The organism is Devosia rhizoryzae (genome assembly GCF_016698665.1).
GTDB classification, from domain to species: Bacteria; Pseudomonadota; Alphaproteobacteria; order Rhizobiales; family Devosiaceae; genus Devosia; species Devosia rhizoryzae.
This window is the reverse complement of record NZ_CP068046.1, coordinates 1,846,606-1,861,616: the sequence shown is the minus strand read 5'-3', so window position 1 is coordinate 1,861,616 and position 15,011 is coordinate 1,846,606. Positions and strand designations below refer to the sequence as shown.

The following is a 15,011-nucleotide window of genomic DNA, read 5'->3' as shown; positions in this document are numbered from 1 at the left end:
CTAAGCGTCCAATCCGGCGGACTTTATTGCAAAGGCATAGCACTCGGCGGTTTCCTTGAGGCGATCGAAGCGTCCCGAGGCGCCGCCGTGACCCGCACCCATATTGGTCTTGAGATAAAGCGGCGCAGTGCCGGTTTTGGTTGCACGCAATTTGGCTACCCACTTGGCCGGCTCCCAATAGGTGACGCGCGGATCAGTGAGGCCCGCCAGGGCAAAGATCGGCGGATAGTCTTGTTCGCTTACCGCTTCATAGGGAGCATAGGCGGCGATGCGCTCGTAGTCATCGGGCGACGTTATCGGGTTGCCCCATTCGGGCCATTCCGGCGGCGTCAGCGGCAGGGTGTCGTCGAGCATGGTGTTGAGCACGTCGACAAACGGGACCTGCGCGATGACGCCACCCCATAGATCGGGCCGCAGATTGGCGATGGCGCCCATCAGCATGCCGCCGGCCGATCCACCCTGCGCAATGATCTTGCCCTTGGTGGCATAGCCCTCGGCGATCAGCATTTCGGCTGCGGCAATGAAGTCGGTAAAGGTGTTGGTCTTGTGCTCGCGCCGGCCCTGGCGATACCAGCGATAGCCCTTTTCCATGCCGCCGCGGATATGGGCAATCGCATAAACGAAGCCGCGATCGACCAGCGACAGCACGGAGACCGAAAAAGACGCGGGCATCGACATGCCATAGGCGCCATAGCCATAGAGCAGGGCCGGGTTGCTGCCGTCGAGTTCGAGACCCTTTCGGTAGAGCAAGGTCACAGGCACCTGCTCGCCATCCGCAGCGGTGGCAAAGAGGCGCCGTGTTTCGTAATGCTCGGGATCATGGCCGGAGGGCACTTCCTGGGTCTTGAGCAGGGTGCGTTCACCGGTCTCGAGATCGACGTCCCATGTCTGGTTGGGCGTCGTCGGCGAGGAATAGCTGAGGCGGAACACAGACGTATCGAACTCGTAGCCGGTCGACATGCCCAGCGAATAAGCCTCTTCCTCAAATCGCACGACCTCTTCCCTGCTGGTGCGAAGGTCCTGGGCGACGATGCGCGGCAGGCCGTCCTCGCGTTCGAGGCGGAGGAGGTGGTTCTTGAGGAGGGCAATGTCGAGGATCAGGACGCCCTCGCGATGGGGGACGAGATCGGTCCAGTTCTCGGCGCCGGGAGTGTCGGCCGAAACGGTGACGATCTTGTAGTCCTCGGCGCCATCGGCATTGGTGCGGATGTAAAGCACGCCGTCGCGTTCATCGACATCGTATTCGCGATCGGCGACGCGCGGCGCCACGAGGCGCGGTTCACCACCGGTTGCGGCATCGATCAGCCAGACTTCGGAGGTCTGGTGATCGTGCGCGTCGATGATGATGAAGCGATCCGAGAGGGTCTTACCGACGCCGACAAAAAAGCCGGGGTCTTTTTCCTCGTAGATGATCGGGTCGGCCTCTTGCGCGGTGCCGAGGTCGTGGCGGCGGATGCGGTAGGGGCGGTGGTTGTCGTCGTATTCGGTGTAGTAGATGGAGCGGCTGTCATTGCTCCAGACATAGGAGCCGGCGGTTTCCGCGATGACGTCGTCGCGGTCGGTGCCGGTAGCGAGGTCGCGCAAGACGATATCGTAATATTCCGAGCCGGCGCGATCGGCAGCCCAGGCAAGGATCTGGTGCGACGGGTCGTGGGCGGCACCGGCAAAGCCGAAATAGCCGTCGCCGGCTTCGACGTTGCAATCGAGCAGAACCTGTTCCGGCCCACCATCGCGGGGGGTGCGCACGACCTGCGAATACTGCTTGCCCTCGAGCATGCGCGAATTATAGGCGAAGGGTCCATCGGGGGAGGGGACGCCGCTGTCGTCTTCCTTGATGCGGCCGCGTATCTCGCGATAAATCCTGTCCTGGAGCGCGGCGGTGGGATTGCCGAACTCGGCCTCGTAGAAGGTGTTCTCGGCTTCGAGATAGGCGCGGATTTCCGCGTCCAGCGTCTCGGGCTTTTGCATCACCTCCTGCCAATTAGAGGCCCGCAGCCACGCATAAGGGTCCTCGACGCGCCGGCCGTGATGGGTGTGGGCGTGATCGATGCGCTTGGCGACGGGTGGCTTGGCCTGGGTCATGTGGGCTCCGAAAACTGGGTCCGACCGACATAGGCGCCGGTGACGCGCTTTGCCAGCCCCGGAAACGGTTGAAAACGTCTCGATAGCGGTCCCTCGATGTCATAACCGGTTGCCCACGCGGTCTCGATGGTTAAGGTCACCCCCGCTCCTGCATTGAATCACCAAGGATCAGCACAAGGGTGAACGCGCCTTTCGACGCCGGTATTGCTTTGGTCGCCGTGGTTCCCTTCGTGGCCGCGCTGCTTGCGCCATTTCTCCATCGCTTTACGGGTAGGTTCACCGGCTGGCTGCTGGCACTGGTTCCGGCCGCGATCTTTGTGTTTTTGCTCAGCTTTGTTGAGCGCGTGGTCGGCGGCGAGGCGATCAAGGTCAGCTTTGCCTGGGTCCCTGCCTACCACCTCAACCTCAGCTTTTACCTCGACGGCCTGAGCCTTGTTTTTGCGCTCACCATATCGGGGATTGGCGCGCTAATCGTTCTTTACAGCGGTGCCTATCTCGAGGGGCACCGGCATCAGGGGCGGTTCTTCACCTTTATGCTTGCCTTCATGGGGGCGATGCTGGGCCTGGTCCTGGCCGACAGCCTGCTCGCGCTGTTTCTTTTCTGGGAGCTGACCTCGGTCACCTCGTTCCTCTTGATCGGTTTCGATCACGGGCGGCAGGCTTCCCGTCGCGGGGCGATCCAGGCTTTGGTGATCACCAATATCGGCGGCATGGCGCTGTTGGCGGGCGCCATCCTCGTCAGCCAAATCGCCGGAACGTGGGATATGAGCGCGCTGCGGGAGACGGGCGACCTGCTGCGTCAGAGCGGATTCTATGGTCTCGTCCTCTTCTGCTTTATCGTCGCCGCCTTCACCAAGTCGGCGCAGTTCCCGCTCCATTTCTGGCTGCCCAATGCCATGGAAGCGCCGACGCCCGTTTCCGCTTTCCTCCATTCGGCCACCATGGTGCAGGCCGGGGTCTATCTCCTCGCGCGCATGACGCCGGTGCTGGGCGGTACTCAGGTTTGGACCACCGTTCTCGTAGTTTTCGGCGGCTTAACGCTGATCTGGGGCGGACTTGGCGCCCTAAAGCAAACCGATCTCAAGCAAATCCTGGCACAGACGACGATCGCCTCGCTCGGGCTCCTGGTGCTCTTGATCGGCTTGGGCAGCGAGGCCTCGATCGCTGCCATGGTCGTCTATTTCGTTGCCCATGCCTTCTACAAGGCCGCGCTCTTCATGGTCGCTGGCGCGGTCGATCATGAGACCGGCACACGGGACATCACCGTTCTGCGCGGTCTGGCCGACAAGATGCCGGTCACCTTTATTGCCGCCGCACTGGCCGCCCTGTCGATGATCGGGCTGCCGCTGACGATCGGCTATTTCGCCAAGGAAGAGATGTATCTCGGCCTTCTGAGTGGCGACCCGACCCAGATTGCTACCTTGGTCATCCTTGTGGTGGGCAATGCCCTGCTCGCAGGAGTCGCCATGCTCGTGATGATCCGGCCCTTCCTCGGGGAGGCGGTGCCGACGCCGCGCGAGCCGCACGAGGCGCCGATCGCCATGCTGGTCGGGCCCATTCTCCTTGGTGGTCTCGCAATCGTCGCCGGCATCCTGCCCGAGTGGCTGGGACACGACGTGCTGCAGCCGGCGTCCCTGGCCATTCTCGGACGCGCCGTGGAAAGCCACCTGAGCCTGGCGCTGGATTTCACCAGCCTGCTCTTGTGGTTGTCGGTGCTGACCTGGTTGCTTGGCATCGCTGTTTACCGGCAAGCCGATGGCGCGCGCACTGTCCTGCGGCGCATTGACAACGCGATGCGCTGGAACGCCGATACCGTCTTTGACGACGTCATGTTCGGGCTGATCCGTTTCTCCGGCGCCGTGACGCGTTTCCTTCATCACGGCCGGCTTGAGCTCTACCTGGTCGTGGTCTTTGGCGCTCTGGCTCTGGCGCTGTTCGGCCCGCTATTGGTCTGGAGCGGGTTCGATTGGCTGGTGCCGGCGGCTGACCTCGGCAATTGGTGGATCAGGTTCGATCTGTCGTCGCTGACCTTTTACGAATGGGGCGTGGTGCTGCTTGCGGCGGCCGGACTCGTCGTCGTGGTTATATCGCCGACACGCCTTACCGCGATCCTGTCCCTGGGTGTGCAGGGAACGGCCCTGGCGCTGATCTTCCTGCTGTTTGGCGCGCCGGACCTCGCCTTCACCCAGTTCATGATCGAAGTGCTCTCGGTTGCCGTGCTGGCCTTTGTCATGGCCCGGCTGAACCTTGATCGGCGCGACGCGCGCCCGCCCGAGGACTGGCTCCGCGACGGATCGATCGCCCTGGTCTGCGGCGTCGGGGTCACCCTGATGCTGATGCAGGTGCTGAGTGGCACTCTCGACACCCGTCTCTCGGACCTCTTCACCGCCACCAGCGTGCCGATCGCTCACGGCCACAACATCGTCAACGTCATCCTCGTCGACTATCGCGGCTTCGATACTCTGGGTGAGATTTCGGTTGTCATGGGTGCCGGCATCGCGATCATCGCACTGATGCGCGTGCGCAAGGTTGTGCAGGTGAAAAAGCCGCGTGCGCCGCGCAAGCGGAAGGAGCCGGCATGAACACGCTGATCTTTCGCACCATCGCGCCATTGATCGTTTCGATCATGCTGGTGTTTTCGCTCTACATCTGCCTGCGTGGGCATAACGAGCCCGGGGGTGGCTTTATCGGCGGGCTGATCGCCGCGGCGTCGATCCAGGTCCTGGGCTTGGCACTTGGTGTGCCCGACACGCGCAAGGCGATGCGCTTCGATCCCCTGGTCGTCGCCGGTGGCGGCGTGCTGCTGGCTGCCATGTCGGGTCTTCTCAGCGCCTTCACGGGATCCCCGTTCATGACCAGCATCTGGGCCTATCTCAACTTCGGCGAGACCACGGTGCCGCTCTCGACGCCGATGTTCTTCGATCTAGGGGTTTACCTCGTCGTTTTCGGCGCACTGACCGCTGTGGGACTGGCGCTTGCCAGCGATCGCGACGAGGAGGACCTCTGATGGACTACGTCATGGCCATTCTGGTCGGCCTCTTCATTACCGTAGGCACCTATCTGCTGCTCTCGCGCTCGGTCATCCGGATGCTGATCGGCATGACCATCTTCGGCAATGGCGTGAACCTCCTGATTTTTACCGCTGGCCGTTTGATGCGCGAGGTTGCGCCAATCGTTCCGCCCGGACTTGAAGTGCCTGATGGCCCCATCGCCAATCCTCTGCCCCAGGCATTGATCCTGACCGCGATCGTTATCGGCTTCTCGATGTTCAGCTTTCTCCTGGTGCTGGCCTTCCGCGCTTATCGCAGCCTTGATGCCGACGACACCGACACGATGCGCCTGGCCGAGCCGAAACGCTCGCCGCAACCGCCGTTGAGCTACTGATCCATGGACGCATCCACGACTCTGCCGATGGCCATGATCGATACGGCGACAGCACTTGCCGATTGGGTCCTGGTTCTGCCCATCGTTCTCTGCCTCATCGGTGCCGCCGCCGAATTGGTGCTGCGCCGCACCCGCGTGATGCCCCTTATCGTTGCGGTCGTGGTGACGCTGGCGGTAATCGCTTGCGAAATCGGTTTGCTGGTGCGCGTGGCGGCAGAAGGCCCTCTCAGCATGACCATGGGCAAATGGCTGCCGCCCTTCGGTATCAGCCTGACGGTTGACCTTTTCAGCGCCGCCTTCGCCCTGGCCGCTGCCATCGTCACCTTGATCGTCCTGATCTATGCGGAGGCCGATCGCACCAAGAGCGGCGCTCGGGATGACTTCCACGCCATGGTATTGCTGCTTCTTGCCGGTGTCACAGGCGCCTTCCTGACGGGCGACCTTTTCAATCTCTACGTTTGGTTCGAGGTCATGCTGATCGCGTCCTTCGGTCTGATCGTGGGGGGCAACCGGCCGCTGCAACTGGATGGCGCGGTCAAGTACGGCTTCCTCAATTTCCTTGCCACGACCTTTTTCTTGATGGCGCTGGGCTTGCTTTACGGGCTGCTGGGCACGCTCAACATGGCCGACATCATGAGGGTCGCGCCGCTGGCGCATCCTGGCGCCATGGCCGGTGTCGCAGCCCTGTTGCTGCTGGCTTTCGGCATGAAGGCGGCGGCTTTCCCGGTCAATGCCTGGCTCCCGGCATCTTACCACACGCCCCCCGCAGCAGTATCGGCGCTGTTTGCAGGCCTTCTGACCAAGGTTGGCGCCTATGCCATGTTGCGTGCCCTGGTTGCCGTGCTGCCAGGCAGCCGCGATCTGCTGGAGCCGGCGCTGGCGCTGATCGCCATCGCGACATTGCTGATCGCACCTCTTGGGGCCATTGCCGAAACCAGTCTGCGCCGTGCCATGGGCTTCATCGTCATCGGCGGCATCGGTGCGATCATGGCAGGCCTCGCCATGCCGAGTTCCGATGGCATCGCCGGATCTGGGCTCTATATCCTCCACGCGATCTTCACCATGTCGGGGCTCTACCTGGCCGCCGGCCTGGTGGAGAAAGGAACCGGTGCAAGCGACACGCTGCAGATGGGCGGCCTCTATGCGGCGAGCGCGCCCATTTCCATTCTGTTCCTGGTTCTCATCCTCGCCGCAGCCGGCGTGCCGCCGTTTCTGGGTTTCTGGCCCAAGCTTTTGCTGCTGCAAGCGAGCCTGGCCGAAGGAGTGACGAGCTCCGCTCCGAGCTGGGTGGGTTTGACGCTGACACTTTCGCTTCTGGTCAATGCCGTACTCACCCTGATCGCGGGCACACGGCTCTGGGCTCATGTTTTTTGGCGCAGCGCTCCGGTCGCTATGACGGTGACGGTCCCGCCGTCTCGCGGTGACCGGCTTGGTGTGGCCGCAACCAGCTTCCTCGTGTTGGCAGTGGTGCTCGCCGGGCTTTGGCCTGCGCCACTGATGGAGGGCGCCAGCGCCGGTGCGGCGGACATTCTTGATCCCGCTCGTTTCGTGGCCGCAACAGGTTTGGCGGAGGCGATGCCGTGAGCACCAGTTTCCTTGTCGTCATCCTGTCACTGGTCTGGGCAGCAGTGACCGGCAGTTTCTCCGGACTGAACCTTCTGTTTGGTGGCATTGTCGGGGCGGTGGTCGTCACCTTGCTGCGCAACACTCTGGTGCGAAGAAACGGGCTGCGGCGCTGGCGCCGGATAGTCTCCCTCGCCCTCCTGTTCATCTACGAACTGTTTCTCAGCGCCATCAAAGTGGCACTCGTGACGGTCAGGCCCAACCTCAAGACCGCACTGCGTCCCGCCATCATTGCCGTGCCGCTGAGTGTGAAATCGGACGGGGAGATCACGCTCCTCGCCAATCTCATCACGCTGACGCCGGGTACGCTCAGTATCGACGTTTCTCCCGATCGTTCGGTGCTCTATGTCCATGCGCTGACCCATGAGGACCGGGATGCTGTGATTGCCGGCATTGTCACCGGTTTTGAAACCAAGGTCAGGGAGGTATTCGAATGAATGCGGCACTGTTCATGGAATGGGCAACCTTGATTGCGCTCGTGATGCTGGCTTTGGCGCTCGCATTATCGGTCGTCCGCATCGTTCTGGGGCCCAGCCTGCCGGACCGCGTCCTTGCTCTCGACCTTCTGACCGTCGTTGCGATGGGCTTTATCGGCACCATCGCCATCAGGACCGGCTTCTGGCTCTACGTGGACATCGCCATTGCCCTGGCGCTGCTGGGCTTCCTCGCAACCGTCGCGCTGGCGCGATACATCATGCTGCGCAGAGACACCGCTCGGGACGGGGAAGGTCCATGATGTTTAACGAAGTCGTCGTCTATGGCAGTGGCGTCCTGCTGCTCATCGGCGCGCTGTTCACCTTGCTGGCCGCAGTAGGCGTGCTGCGGTTTCCCGATCTATACACCCGCATGCACGCAGCATCGAAGGCAGGCGCGGTGGGCGGAGGACTGATTCTGCTTGTCGTTGCTCTTATGTCGCAGGACGCCTCTATTGCTATTCGAGCAATCATCGGCATTGTTTTCCTTCTGCTGACGACACCAGTTTCGGCGCACCTTCTGGCCAAAGCTAGTCTTGGTGCTGGATATAAGCCTTGGGGCGAAACTGTGGCAGATGAGACAGTTACAATTGCTAGCAACAGGCCAGTTGCTGAATAACGTCTTTCACTTGCGTTCAACCGAGGCAATTTTGGTTGCGTGGACTGCAGAACAGGCCTAGTTACCAAGCAAGGCAGTTTCCCCCTACACGCTGCCAATAAATAAGAACTGGAAGGTTGGATATGAACGACGATACCAGCGCGATTGCGGCTGCTGATACTGACTTGATTGGGCTTAGCACAGATATTGTTTCTGCCTATGTAAGCCATAATTCTGTTAGCCCAGGCGATCTTACCAAGTTGATCGCCGAGGTGCATGGCGCTCTGCGCGCACTGCAGACAAATGAAGTTCCGGTTCAGGTCGAAGAACTCAAGCCTGCCGTGCCGGTCAAGAAGTCGATCGCTTCCGATTACATCATCTGCCTGGAAGACGGGAAGAAGTTCAAATCGTTGAAGCGCCATCTGCGCACGCACTACAATCTTTCGCCCGAAGAATATCGCGAAAAGTGGGGCTTGCCGGCCGATTACCCGATGGTTGCTCCCAGCTACTCGGCGACGCGCTCCAAGTTGGCCAAGGACAATGGCCTCGGGCGCAAGGCTGACTGATCTAAGACAAAAAAGCGTCCATGAGGGCCGTCCTGAGGGGCGGCCTTTTTTTCGGGGAAAGTTGTTCGACTTATCCCCCACCCCCTGGCGCCGGCTGAAGGTATAGGAATATAGTCCTATATCGACGAGGCCATCGCAATGTTTGCTGTCACATCATCGGGCTCGCGCCCATCCGACGAAGATCCTGCTCTCTTCGATCGAAGCGGCCTGGACCGCGTCATCGATCTTGTGGCGCGGGAATACGACGTATCCAAGGTGCTGATCCTACACCATTCCCGCTGCCGCGCCAGCGCAGCGAAGGCGCGGCAGGTCGCCATGTACCTGTCCCATGTGGTGCTGGGTCAAAGCCTTGCCGAAGTGGGCCGGGCCTTCCACCGCGATAGGACTACTGTCTCCTATGCCTGCGGCGTTATTGAGGATTTGCGTGACGATCGGGCGTTCGACAACGAGCTCGACCGCTTCGAAGCCATGCTGAACGAGGAGCAAAGCCGTGACTGAGTTCTTGGGCGAAGTGGCGCCGGACGCCGTTCTCCGGCTTGCAGCCGCGGGCAAGGATGAACCGTTTCTTGCAGCCCACCACGTGGAGGCTGCCCGAATCCTCACGCGTTTGTTCGAGCGGTCGCGACTAAGACAGCGGGTCACGATGTCTTATGACCCGACCCGCCTTGGCGGCAACCGGGGTGCTGCACCACAAGGCATGCTGGCAGACAGCGCAGCCGACGCGCGCAAGCGGCTCAACCTGCTGGCGCAATCCTTGCCGGCCGATTGCTGGAGTGTTCTTGCCGATCTTTGTGCCTTCGACAAAGGCCTGCAGCAGATCGAGACGGAGCGGGGCTGGCCCCGTCGCGGCGCAAAACTGGTGCTGCGCATCGGTCTTGACCAGCTTTGCACCGCCTTTGAACTTTCGCCGCACGCTGAAGGACCGGAGCGTCATGCCGTGACGGGCTGGCTCGAAGAGCGGGTGCCGATGTTCAACGAGCCGCCGTTAACGATGTAACGTTTGTTCATGTTTGGCTGTTCGGCACCGTGGTAAAAGGCGCCGAACATTGTTGCGGCCTCATGAACACCAAACTCCATACGATCCAATATCTGCGCGCCATCGCGGCGCTGATGGTGCTCGCCTCCCATGCACTGCTCTACCCATTGGCAGAGCAGACCCTGCTTTATGGGCGTCTGGGCTGGCTGGGCGTGATTCTGTTTTTTGTCGTGTCCGGCTTCATCATGGTGGCGGTGACCGGGGAAGGGCGCTTCGACGCCGGCAAGTTCATGCGCCGCCGCATCCTGCGCGTCGTTCCGCTCTATTGGGCGGCGACTGCCCTTGCAGCCGCGGCTGCCCTGATCCTGCCCAGCGTCTTCAAGACAACTGTGTTCGACGGCGAACAACTGATCCTGTCGCTATTCTTTATTCCCTTCTACAACCCGGCCTCGCATGGCTTTCACCCGCTTTATAAGCTCGGTTGGACGCTGAATTATGAGATGTTCTTCTACGTCTGCTTTGCCGTGCTCGCGTTTCTGGGCGCCACCACTCGCGTCTGGGTGCTGACCATCGCTTATCTGGCGCTCGCAATCATCGGCATGATGTTCCGCCCGACCGATGCTATCCCGGCCTTCTATACGAGCTTCATGCCACTCGCCTTTGTGGCCGGGGCATGGCTGGGTCTTGCCTATATCCGCGGCTGGCTGAGCGCGCTTCGGGCAGAGGTCTTGTTTCTTGTTGGACTGGTCGGCGTCTTCGGGCTGTTCGAAGGGTTCTACTGGGACCGCGGCCTGGTCGAGGACCAGAGCGCCTTTGTGGGGCTGCTGTCCTTCGCGGCTGCGACGGTCGCCCTGCTGGTGGCGCGGGAACGTCAGGTGCCTTATCTGCCCACGCTCGAGCGGCTGGGCGATGCGTCCTATTCGATCTATCTGGTCCACATGTTTTCGGTGGCCGCGATCGCCGGCGTTTTGCTGCGCATGATGGGCACCGACGATCCGGTCTTGATCTTTGCCGCGGAGCTCGCCGCGATCTTTGGTGGCGTTTTTGTCGGCTACCTGATCTATCGAGCGATCGAAAAGCCGCTGATCGGCAGGCTCCGCCGCTACGCCTAGGTGAGCGCCTTGGCTTCGTTGCGGATGCGGTTGACCATGGCGACGAGGCCATTGGATCGCTGCGTGGTCAGATGCTCGCGCAGGCCCAGTTCGTCGAAAAGGGCGATAGCGTCGGTAACGGCGATGTCGCGCGCCTTGCGGTCCGAATAAAGCGCCAAGAGCACGGCGACGAGCCCCTGGACGATCATGGCGTCGCTTTCGCCGCGGAAGCGCAGTCCGGCTTCGCCCTCGACCTGTTCCGGCTCGGCCACCAGCCAGACCTGAGACATGCAGCCGTTGACCTTGTTGCCGGCATTGCGCTCGGCGTCGTCAAGCCGGGGCAGAGCCTGGCCCAGTTCGATCAGATAGCGGTAGCGGTCCTCCCAATCATCGAGGAAGGAAAGGTTCTCGGCGATGTCCTGAAAAGCTTGCGGCTGGGTCATAGGTTCTATCTAGGCCACGCCTCGCGCCTTTGCCAGTGGTCAAAGAAAATGCCGCAAGCACGAGGCAATGTGCTTGCGGCAGAAGCCAGAAGGCAACGGAAGTTTCGTGTTCGTCAGACCGGGCGGTCCGGCCGGGGCCGGGGCAGCGGAATGGCAGGCTTGGCCGGGGTCGTGTGCATGGGATCGCCGGCCTGCTGAGTGTTCTGGAGGGCTGCCACGGCAAGAGCCTTTCCGCCGTGACAAACAAGTTCGGTGCAGTCGATTGCGGAGATCTGCTCGGAGATGAAGGCGCCGCCTTGCGCCAAGGCCTCGTTGGAGAGGCTCTCGGCGGTATCGCGAACGTCGATCTCGGGCCGGATCAGCACGAAGGCCAAGGTCAGCCAGAATGCGGAGCGCAGCAGGAACATCGGCTTCATCCCTATCGCAACGGGCCTATTCCCGTTCGATGAAATAAGCCTAGCGGGGGCCGCTTAAACGGGTCTGCGGCAATTGCATAAAATTTGAATCAAATCGTCAGCGGCTGCGTCGTGCACGGCAACGGCTTGTTTACGCTAAACGCCAAAACCTCCTTCCGCAGGAACCCAATAGCGGCTTGAGCAGCGCTCCTTAAACCCTGTCTTAGCGGTTGGGGACGAGGTTGATCGACAAGAGACCCGGCTATCGAGCTGGGCAACAAAGGCCCGGCAAGGGTCGTCCGGAGCGTACTTTCCGGAACAAGGGCGTCGGTGTTGCGAGTTCAGTTCATGCGTAGTCTCAAGGCCTTCGGAGCGAGAAATGGACGCGACCCAGCCTTTGCCGGGGTCGGCAACCGGCCCGAACTGCTGCGCCGCAAGACCATCGGCAACAATTCCCGCTTGCTGCTGGCTGCCGGAGTCCTCGCCATCGGGCCTGCGCTCTATGCCATGGTCGCCGGCGCGCCGCTTGCTTTCATCGTCACTTGTCTCGTGCTCGGCGGCGCCTTGACGGCACTGGCAATGCACCAGCGCGGGCAGTTCGACCTTTCCGCCGCCGCACAGGTCACAACGCTGATGGCCGCAGGCCTCGTGCTGACCATCGCCGATCCTCGCTTGGGAGACGCTGGTCTGGGCATGGCGCTGATGGGTCCGGTGCTAGCAGCCCTGGTCGCCCGACGCAGCATGCGCCGGGTGAGCTGGCTTGGCCTTCTGCCGATCATCGCAATCGCCCTGGTCAGCACGCTTCTGGGGCTGCCGGCCAATCCCCTGCCGGATGCACAGTTGCTGCCTGCCTCAGGCTTGGGCTTTGCGATTGCATTCGCCGTGGTTGCCTATAGCGCCCATCACATCAACGCCGCCTTCGAAGTGCACGACAAGGCGCAGATCAGTGCCTATCGGCACCTGATCGAACATGTGCAGGATGCGGTGCTGCGCTTTGGGACGGACGGCTCGGTGCTGCTGGCGTCACGATCCTCGGAGCCCCTTTTCGGCTGCCCGCGCTACCAGATTTCCGGCAATACGCTGGTGGAGCGCGTGCATGTGCTCGACCGACCCGCATTCCTCAACGCATTCGCCGATGCCAGCCAGCTTGGCCGCAGCCGCAGCGTCGAAATGCGAATGCGCCAGGACGATCCGCATGCCCGATCGAGCGTTCCGCGCTTCATCTGGGTCGATGCGCAGCTGGCGCCGATTCTTGATGAGCCGGCCAGCGATTCGGCCCACGAGGTCATTGCCTTGCTGCGCGACATCACCAGCCGCAAGGACACCGAGGCCGCTATGGCCGAGGCGCGCCGCGTCGCCGAAGATGCGTCGCAGGCCAAGTCGCGGTTCCTTGCGACCATTGGCCATGAATTGCGCACGCCGCTCAACGCCGTTGTCGGCTTCTCCGAGATGATGACCAGTGGCATCGGCGGCGAGCTTTCCGGCACGCACAAGGAATATGCCGGCCTGATCCACCAGAGTGGACGGCACCTGCTGGAGGTCGTCAGCATGCTGCTCGACATGTCGCGCATCGAGGCCGGCAAGTTCGAGATCCAGGCGGAGCCGATCGCTCCGGCCGATATCGTACCGGCCTGCTTCGCCATGGTCGAAACCATGGCTCAGGAGCGTCGGGTTCGTCTCCTGTCGGAGATCGAGGCAGACCTGCCGCTGCTGACGGCCGATGAGCGCGTTTGCCGGCAGATCCTGATCAACCTGCTCTCCAACGCGATCAAGTTCAGCCATGAGGGCGGACAGGTGGCTGTCACCGTCAAGCGCCAGGGCCAGTCGATCAGCCTTTCGGTGCGGGATCGCGGCATCGGCATGGCGCCTGCAGCGCTCGACCGAATCGGCGAACCCTTCTTCCAGGTGCATGACGGGTTGACCCGCAAATATGAGGGCACTGGCCTTGGCCTTTCGATTGTCAAAGGCCTGGTCGAGCTGCATGGCGGCACGTTGCGCGCCATTTCCGAACTGGGAACGGGGACAACCATCACAGTTCTTCTGCCCATAAACGGTCCGGCAACCAAAGCCAGCGAAACTGCCGAGATCGTTCCTCTTCACCGTGAGCCTTTGGCTGCCGCCTTACCTCTATGGCAAAAAGAAACAAGAAAAGCGCAATGACGGCTTCCACCCTGACACAGCTGCCGCTGATGGCTGGCAGCGCCCTGCTTGGCACCTTGAGCCGAGCGGGGCTCTGGACTTTTTCGCGCTACATGAAAGCGCCGATGGCCTCCACCGGCATCCTGGCAATGGTGACCATGACCGCCTTGGCCGGCAGCAACGCGCTTTATTTCCAGACCGCGGAACATCCGTCCCCTTTCTTTGCGCCTGCGCACCAGAGCCTTGCTGTTGCGCCGACGCCGGTGGCGGAGCGTCCCGAGCTGGTGGAGACAGTGCCGGCCCTGCCGCCGATCCCCGACGCAACCGAGGTGGCGGCGCCGATGGTCACCAGCAACGAGACCACCGGAAGCGTGCCGCCGCCGCCCCTGCCGGATGGACCGGTCGGCAATGCCAAAATGTTCGAAGTGCAGAAGAAGCTCTTCGAGTTGCAGCTCTTTAGCGGCAAGGTCGACGGCTATTACGGGCCCAAGACCGCTGAGGCCATTCGCGCCTTCGAGCAGCGCAACGGCATGAAACTGACCGGCTCGACCGATGCCGCGGTGCTGGACGCTATCCTGTCGTCCGATCCAGCTGGACGGGTCGCTCAGCCACTAGCGCAGCAGCCACAGGCGCAAGCCGGGCTAGCCCCGGTGCAGCCTGATGCACCCGTTGTGCAGCAGGCATCCCTTGCCTCAACGCCATCGGCGCCGGTCGCGGTCGAACCACAGCAAGATCAACTCCTTGCTCGCGTGCCTGGCCTGACGCGAGCCGAAGAGGCATTTGACGGCGTCGCACAGAGCGCCGCCAGCACCATCGACTCTATCATTGCAGCAGTCGACACGCCGCGGACCGGCGCGGTTCAGCCGGTCGCCAATCCACCCGTGCCCAAGGCAGCACTGCCCGTTGTGCCGACCCAGAGCATGCCAGCTGCACTGGCACGGAGCCCGGCGACGCAGCAGGCTGCCCAGCCGGTGCAGGCGGCTCTTGCCCCGGCCGCCGAACCGGTGCCCTACGTCCCTCCGGCGTCCGATGGCGCGCTCGTGGCACAAATTCAGCGCGGCCTTGCGAGCCTAGGCTTTTTCCGCGCGCCTATCGACGGCAAGCCGGGGGCTGAAACTGCTCGCGCTATCCGCGAATTCGAGAACTTCCACAGCTATCGGATGACCGGTCAGGTCAAGCCCGACCTCGTCGAGCTCTTGCTCAAGGCCGGCGCCACCATCTAGAACCGTCGCACGCGACCG

Annotated in this window: 16 protein-coding genes; 13 read left to right on the top strand and 3 right to left on the bottom strand. The window is 62.1% G+C overall.

Annotation, left to right across the window (positions count from 1 at the left end; translation table 11 throughout):
- A complete protein-coding gene (locus JI748_RS09245; protein WP_201629797.1) occupies positions 1-2,082 on the bottom strand; it encodes a S9 family peptidase in 2,082 nt (693 codons plus the stop codon).
- Positions 2,083-2,261: 179 nt separating this feature from the next.
- Between JI748_RS09245 and JI748_RS09240 the strand changes: the two genes are divergently transcribed.
- The 11 genes from JI748_RS09240 (at position 2,262) to JI748_RS09190 (ending at position 10,814) form a co-directional block, all read left to right on the top strand.
- Positions 2,262-4,664, top strand: a complete 2,403-nt coding sequence (locus JI748_RS09240) for a putative monovalent cation/H+ antiporter subunit A (RefSeq protein ID WP_233280475.1) — start codon at positions 2,262-2,264, stop codon at positions 4,662-4,664.
- Complete coding sequence (locus tag JI748_RS09235) at positions 4,661-5,089, top strand: MnhB domain-containing protein (RefSeq protein WP_201629795.1); 429 nt, start codon at positions 4,661-4,663, stop codon at positions 5,087-5,089. Before JI748_RS09240 ends, JI748_RS09235 begins: the two co-directional genes overlap by 4 nt.
- Positions 5,089-5,466 (top strand): Na+/H+ antiporter subunit C, encoded by a 378-nt coding sequence (locus JI748_RS09230; RefSeq protein WP_201629794.1) that lies wholly within the window; start codon positions 5,089-5,091, stop codon positions 5,464-5,466. The genes JI748_RS09235 and JI748_RS09230 overlap by 1 nt, the downstream gene beginning before the upstream one ends.
- 3 nt (positions 5,467-5,469) lie before the next feature.
- Positions 5,470-7,050 carry a proton-conducting transporter transmembrane domain-containing protein gene (locus JI748_RS09225; RefSeq protein WP_201629793.1) on the top strand — a complete coding sequence of 527 codons (1,581 nt, stop codon included), beginning with the start codon at positions 5,470-5,472 and terminating at the stop codon, positions 7,048-7,050.
- Positions 7,047-7,526 (top strand): Na+/H+ antiporter subunit E, encoded by a 480-nt coding sequence (locus JI748_RS09220; RefSeq protein ID WP_201629792.1) that lies wholly within the window; start codon positions 7,047-7,049, stop codon positions 7,524-7,526. The genes JI748_RS09225 and JI748_RS09220 overlap by 4 nt, the downstream gene beginning before the upstream one ends.
- On the top strand, positions 7,523-7,825 hold the full coding sequence (locus tag JI748_RS09215) for a cation:proton antiporter (RefSeq protein ID WP_201629791.1): 303 nt from the start codon (positions 7,523-7,525) through the stop codon (positions 7,823-7,825). Before JI748_RS09220 ends, JI748_RS09215 begins: the two co-directional genes overlap by 4 nt.
- Positions 7,825-8,181, top strand: coding sequence for a monovalent cation/H(+) antiporter subunit G (gene mnhG, locus JI748_RS09210; RefSeq protein ID WP_201637189.1), 357 nt, complete (start codon positions 7,825-7,827; stop codon positions 8,179-8,181). Before JI748_RS09215 ends, mnhG begins: the two co-directional genes overlap by 1 nt.
- A gap of 122 nt (positions 8,182-8,303) precedes the next feature.
- On the top strand, positions 8,304-8,726 hold the full coding sequence (locus JI748_RS09205) for a MucR family transcriptional regulator (RefSeq protein WP_201629790.1): 423 nt from the start codon (positions 8,304-8,306) through the stop codon (positions 8,724-8,726).
- Positions 8,727-8,864: 138 nt separating this feature from the next.
- Complete coding sequence (locus JI748_RS09200; RefSeq protein ID WP_201629789.1) at positions 8,865-9,224, top strand: helix-turn-helix domain-containing protein; 360 nt, start codon at positions 8,865-8,867, stop codon at positions 9,222-9,224.
- Positions 9,217-9,723: a DUF6456 domain-containing protein gene (locus tag JI748_RS09195; RefSeq protein ID WP_201629787.1), complete on the top strand. Its 507-nt coding sequence runs from the start codon at positions 9,217-9,219 to the stop codon at positions 9,721-9,723. Before JI748_RS09200 ends, JI748_RS09195 begins: the two co-directional genes overlap by 8 nt.
- 62 nt (positions 9,724-9,785) lie before the next feature.
- Positions 9,786-10,814, top strand: a complete 1,029-nt coding sequence (locus JI748_RS09190; protein WP_201629785.1) for an acyltransferase family protein — start codon at positions 9,786-9,788, stop codon at positions 10,812-10,814.
- Here the strand turns inward: JI748_RS09190 and JI748_RS09185 are convergent.
- On the bottom strand, positions 10,811-11,236 hold the full coding sequence (locus tag JI748_RS09185) for a SufE family protein (RefSeq protein ID WP_201629783.1): 426 nt from the start codon (positions 11,234-11,236) through the stop codon (positions 10,811-10,813). The two genes, JI748_RS09190 and JI748_RS09185, sit on opposite strands and share 4 nt — an antisense overlap.
- Before the next feature lie 113 nt (positions 11,237-11,349).
- Positions 11,350-11,643, bottom strand: a complete 294-nt coding sequence (locus tag JI748_RS09180) for a hypothetical protein (protein ID WP_201629781.1) — start codon at positions 11,641-11,643, stop codon at positions 11,350-11,352.
- Positions 11,644-11,979: 336 nt separating this feature from the next.
- Between JI748_RS09180 and JI748_RS09175 the strand changes: the two genes are divergently transcribed.
- Together JI748_RS09175 and JI748_RS09170 are read left to right on the top strand one after the other, a co-directional pair.
- Positions 11,980-13,791: a PAS domain-containing sensor histidine kinase gene (locus JI748_RS09175; protein WP_201629779.1), complete on the top strand. Its 1,812-nt coding sequence runs from the start codon at positions 11,980-11,982 to the stop codon at positions 13,789-13,791.
- A complete protein-coding gene (locus tag JI748_RS09170; RefSeq protein WP_201629778.1) occupies positions 13,788-14,993 on the top strand; it encodes a peptidoglycan-binding domain-containing protein in 1,206 nt (401 codons plus the stop codon). Before JI748_RS09175 ends, JI748_RS09170 begins: the two co-directional genes overlap by 4 nt.
- Positions 14,994-15,011 lie beyond the last annotated feature (18 nt).

Excerpts from the sequence above, each read along its gene's own strand:
- JI748_RS09200 (WP_201629789.1), top strand. The coding sequence starts at position 8,865 with ATGTTTGCTGTCACATCATCGGGCTCGCGCCCATCCGACGAAGATCCT.
- JI748_RS09170 (WP_201629778.1), top strand. The coding sequence starts at position 13,788 with ATGACGGCTTCCACCCTGACACAGCTGCCGCTGATGGCTGGCAGCGCC.
- JI748_RS09185 (WP_201629783.1), bottom strand. The coding sequence starts at position 11,236 with ATGACCCAGCCGCAAGCTTTTCAGGACATCGCCGAGAACCTTTCCTTC.
- JI748_RS09225 (WP_201629793.1), top strand. The coding sequence starts at position 5,470 with ATGGACGCATCCACGACTCTGCCGATGGCCATGATCGATACGGCGACA.
- JI748_RS09245 (WP_201629797.1), bottom strand. The coding sequence starts at position 2,082 with ATGACCCAGGCCAAGCCACCCGTCGCCAAGCGCATCGATCACGCCCAC.
- JI748_RS09215 (WP_201629791.1), top strand. The coding sequence starts at position 7,523 with ATGAATGCGGCACTGTTCATGGAATGGGCAACCTTGATTGCGCTCGTG.
- JI748_RS09175 (WP_201629779.1), top strand. The coding sequence starts at position 11,980 with ATGCGTAGTCTCAAGGCCTTCGGAGCGAGAAATGGACGCGACCCAGCC.
- JI748_RS09235 (WP_201629795.1), top strand. The coding sequence starts at position 4,661 with ATGAACACGCTGATCTTTCGCACCATCGCGCCATTGATCGTTTCGATC.
- JI748_RS09180 (WP_201629781.1), bottom strand. The coding sequence starts at position 11,643 with ATGTTCCTGCTGCGCTCCGCATTCTGGCTGACCTTGGCCTTCGTGCTG.
- mnhG (WP_201637189.1), top strand. The coding sequence starts at position 7,825 with ATGTTTAACGAAGTCGTCGTCTATGGCAGTGGCGTCCTGCTGCTCATC.
- JI748_RS09190 (WP_201629785.1), top strand. The coding sequence starts at position 9,786 with ATGAACACCAAACTCCATACGATCCAATATCTGCGCGCCATCGCGGCG.
- JI748_RS09230 (WP_201629794.1), top strand. The coding sequence starts at position 5,089 with ATGGACTACGTCATGGCCATTCTGGTCGGCCTCTTCATTACCGTAGGC.
- JI748_RS09205 (WP_201629790.1), top strand. The coding sequence starts at position 8,304 with ATGAACGACGATACCAGCGCGATTGCGGCTGCTGATACTGACTTGATT.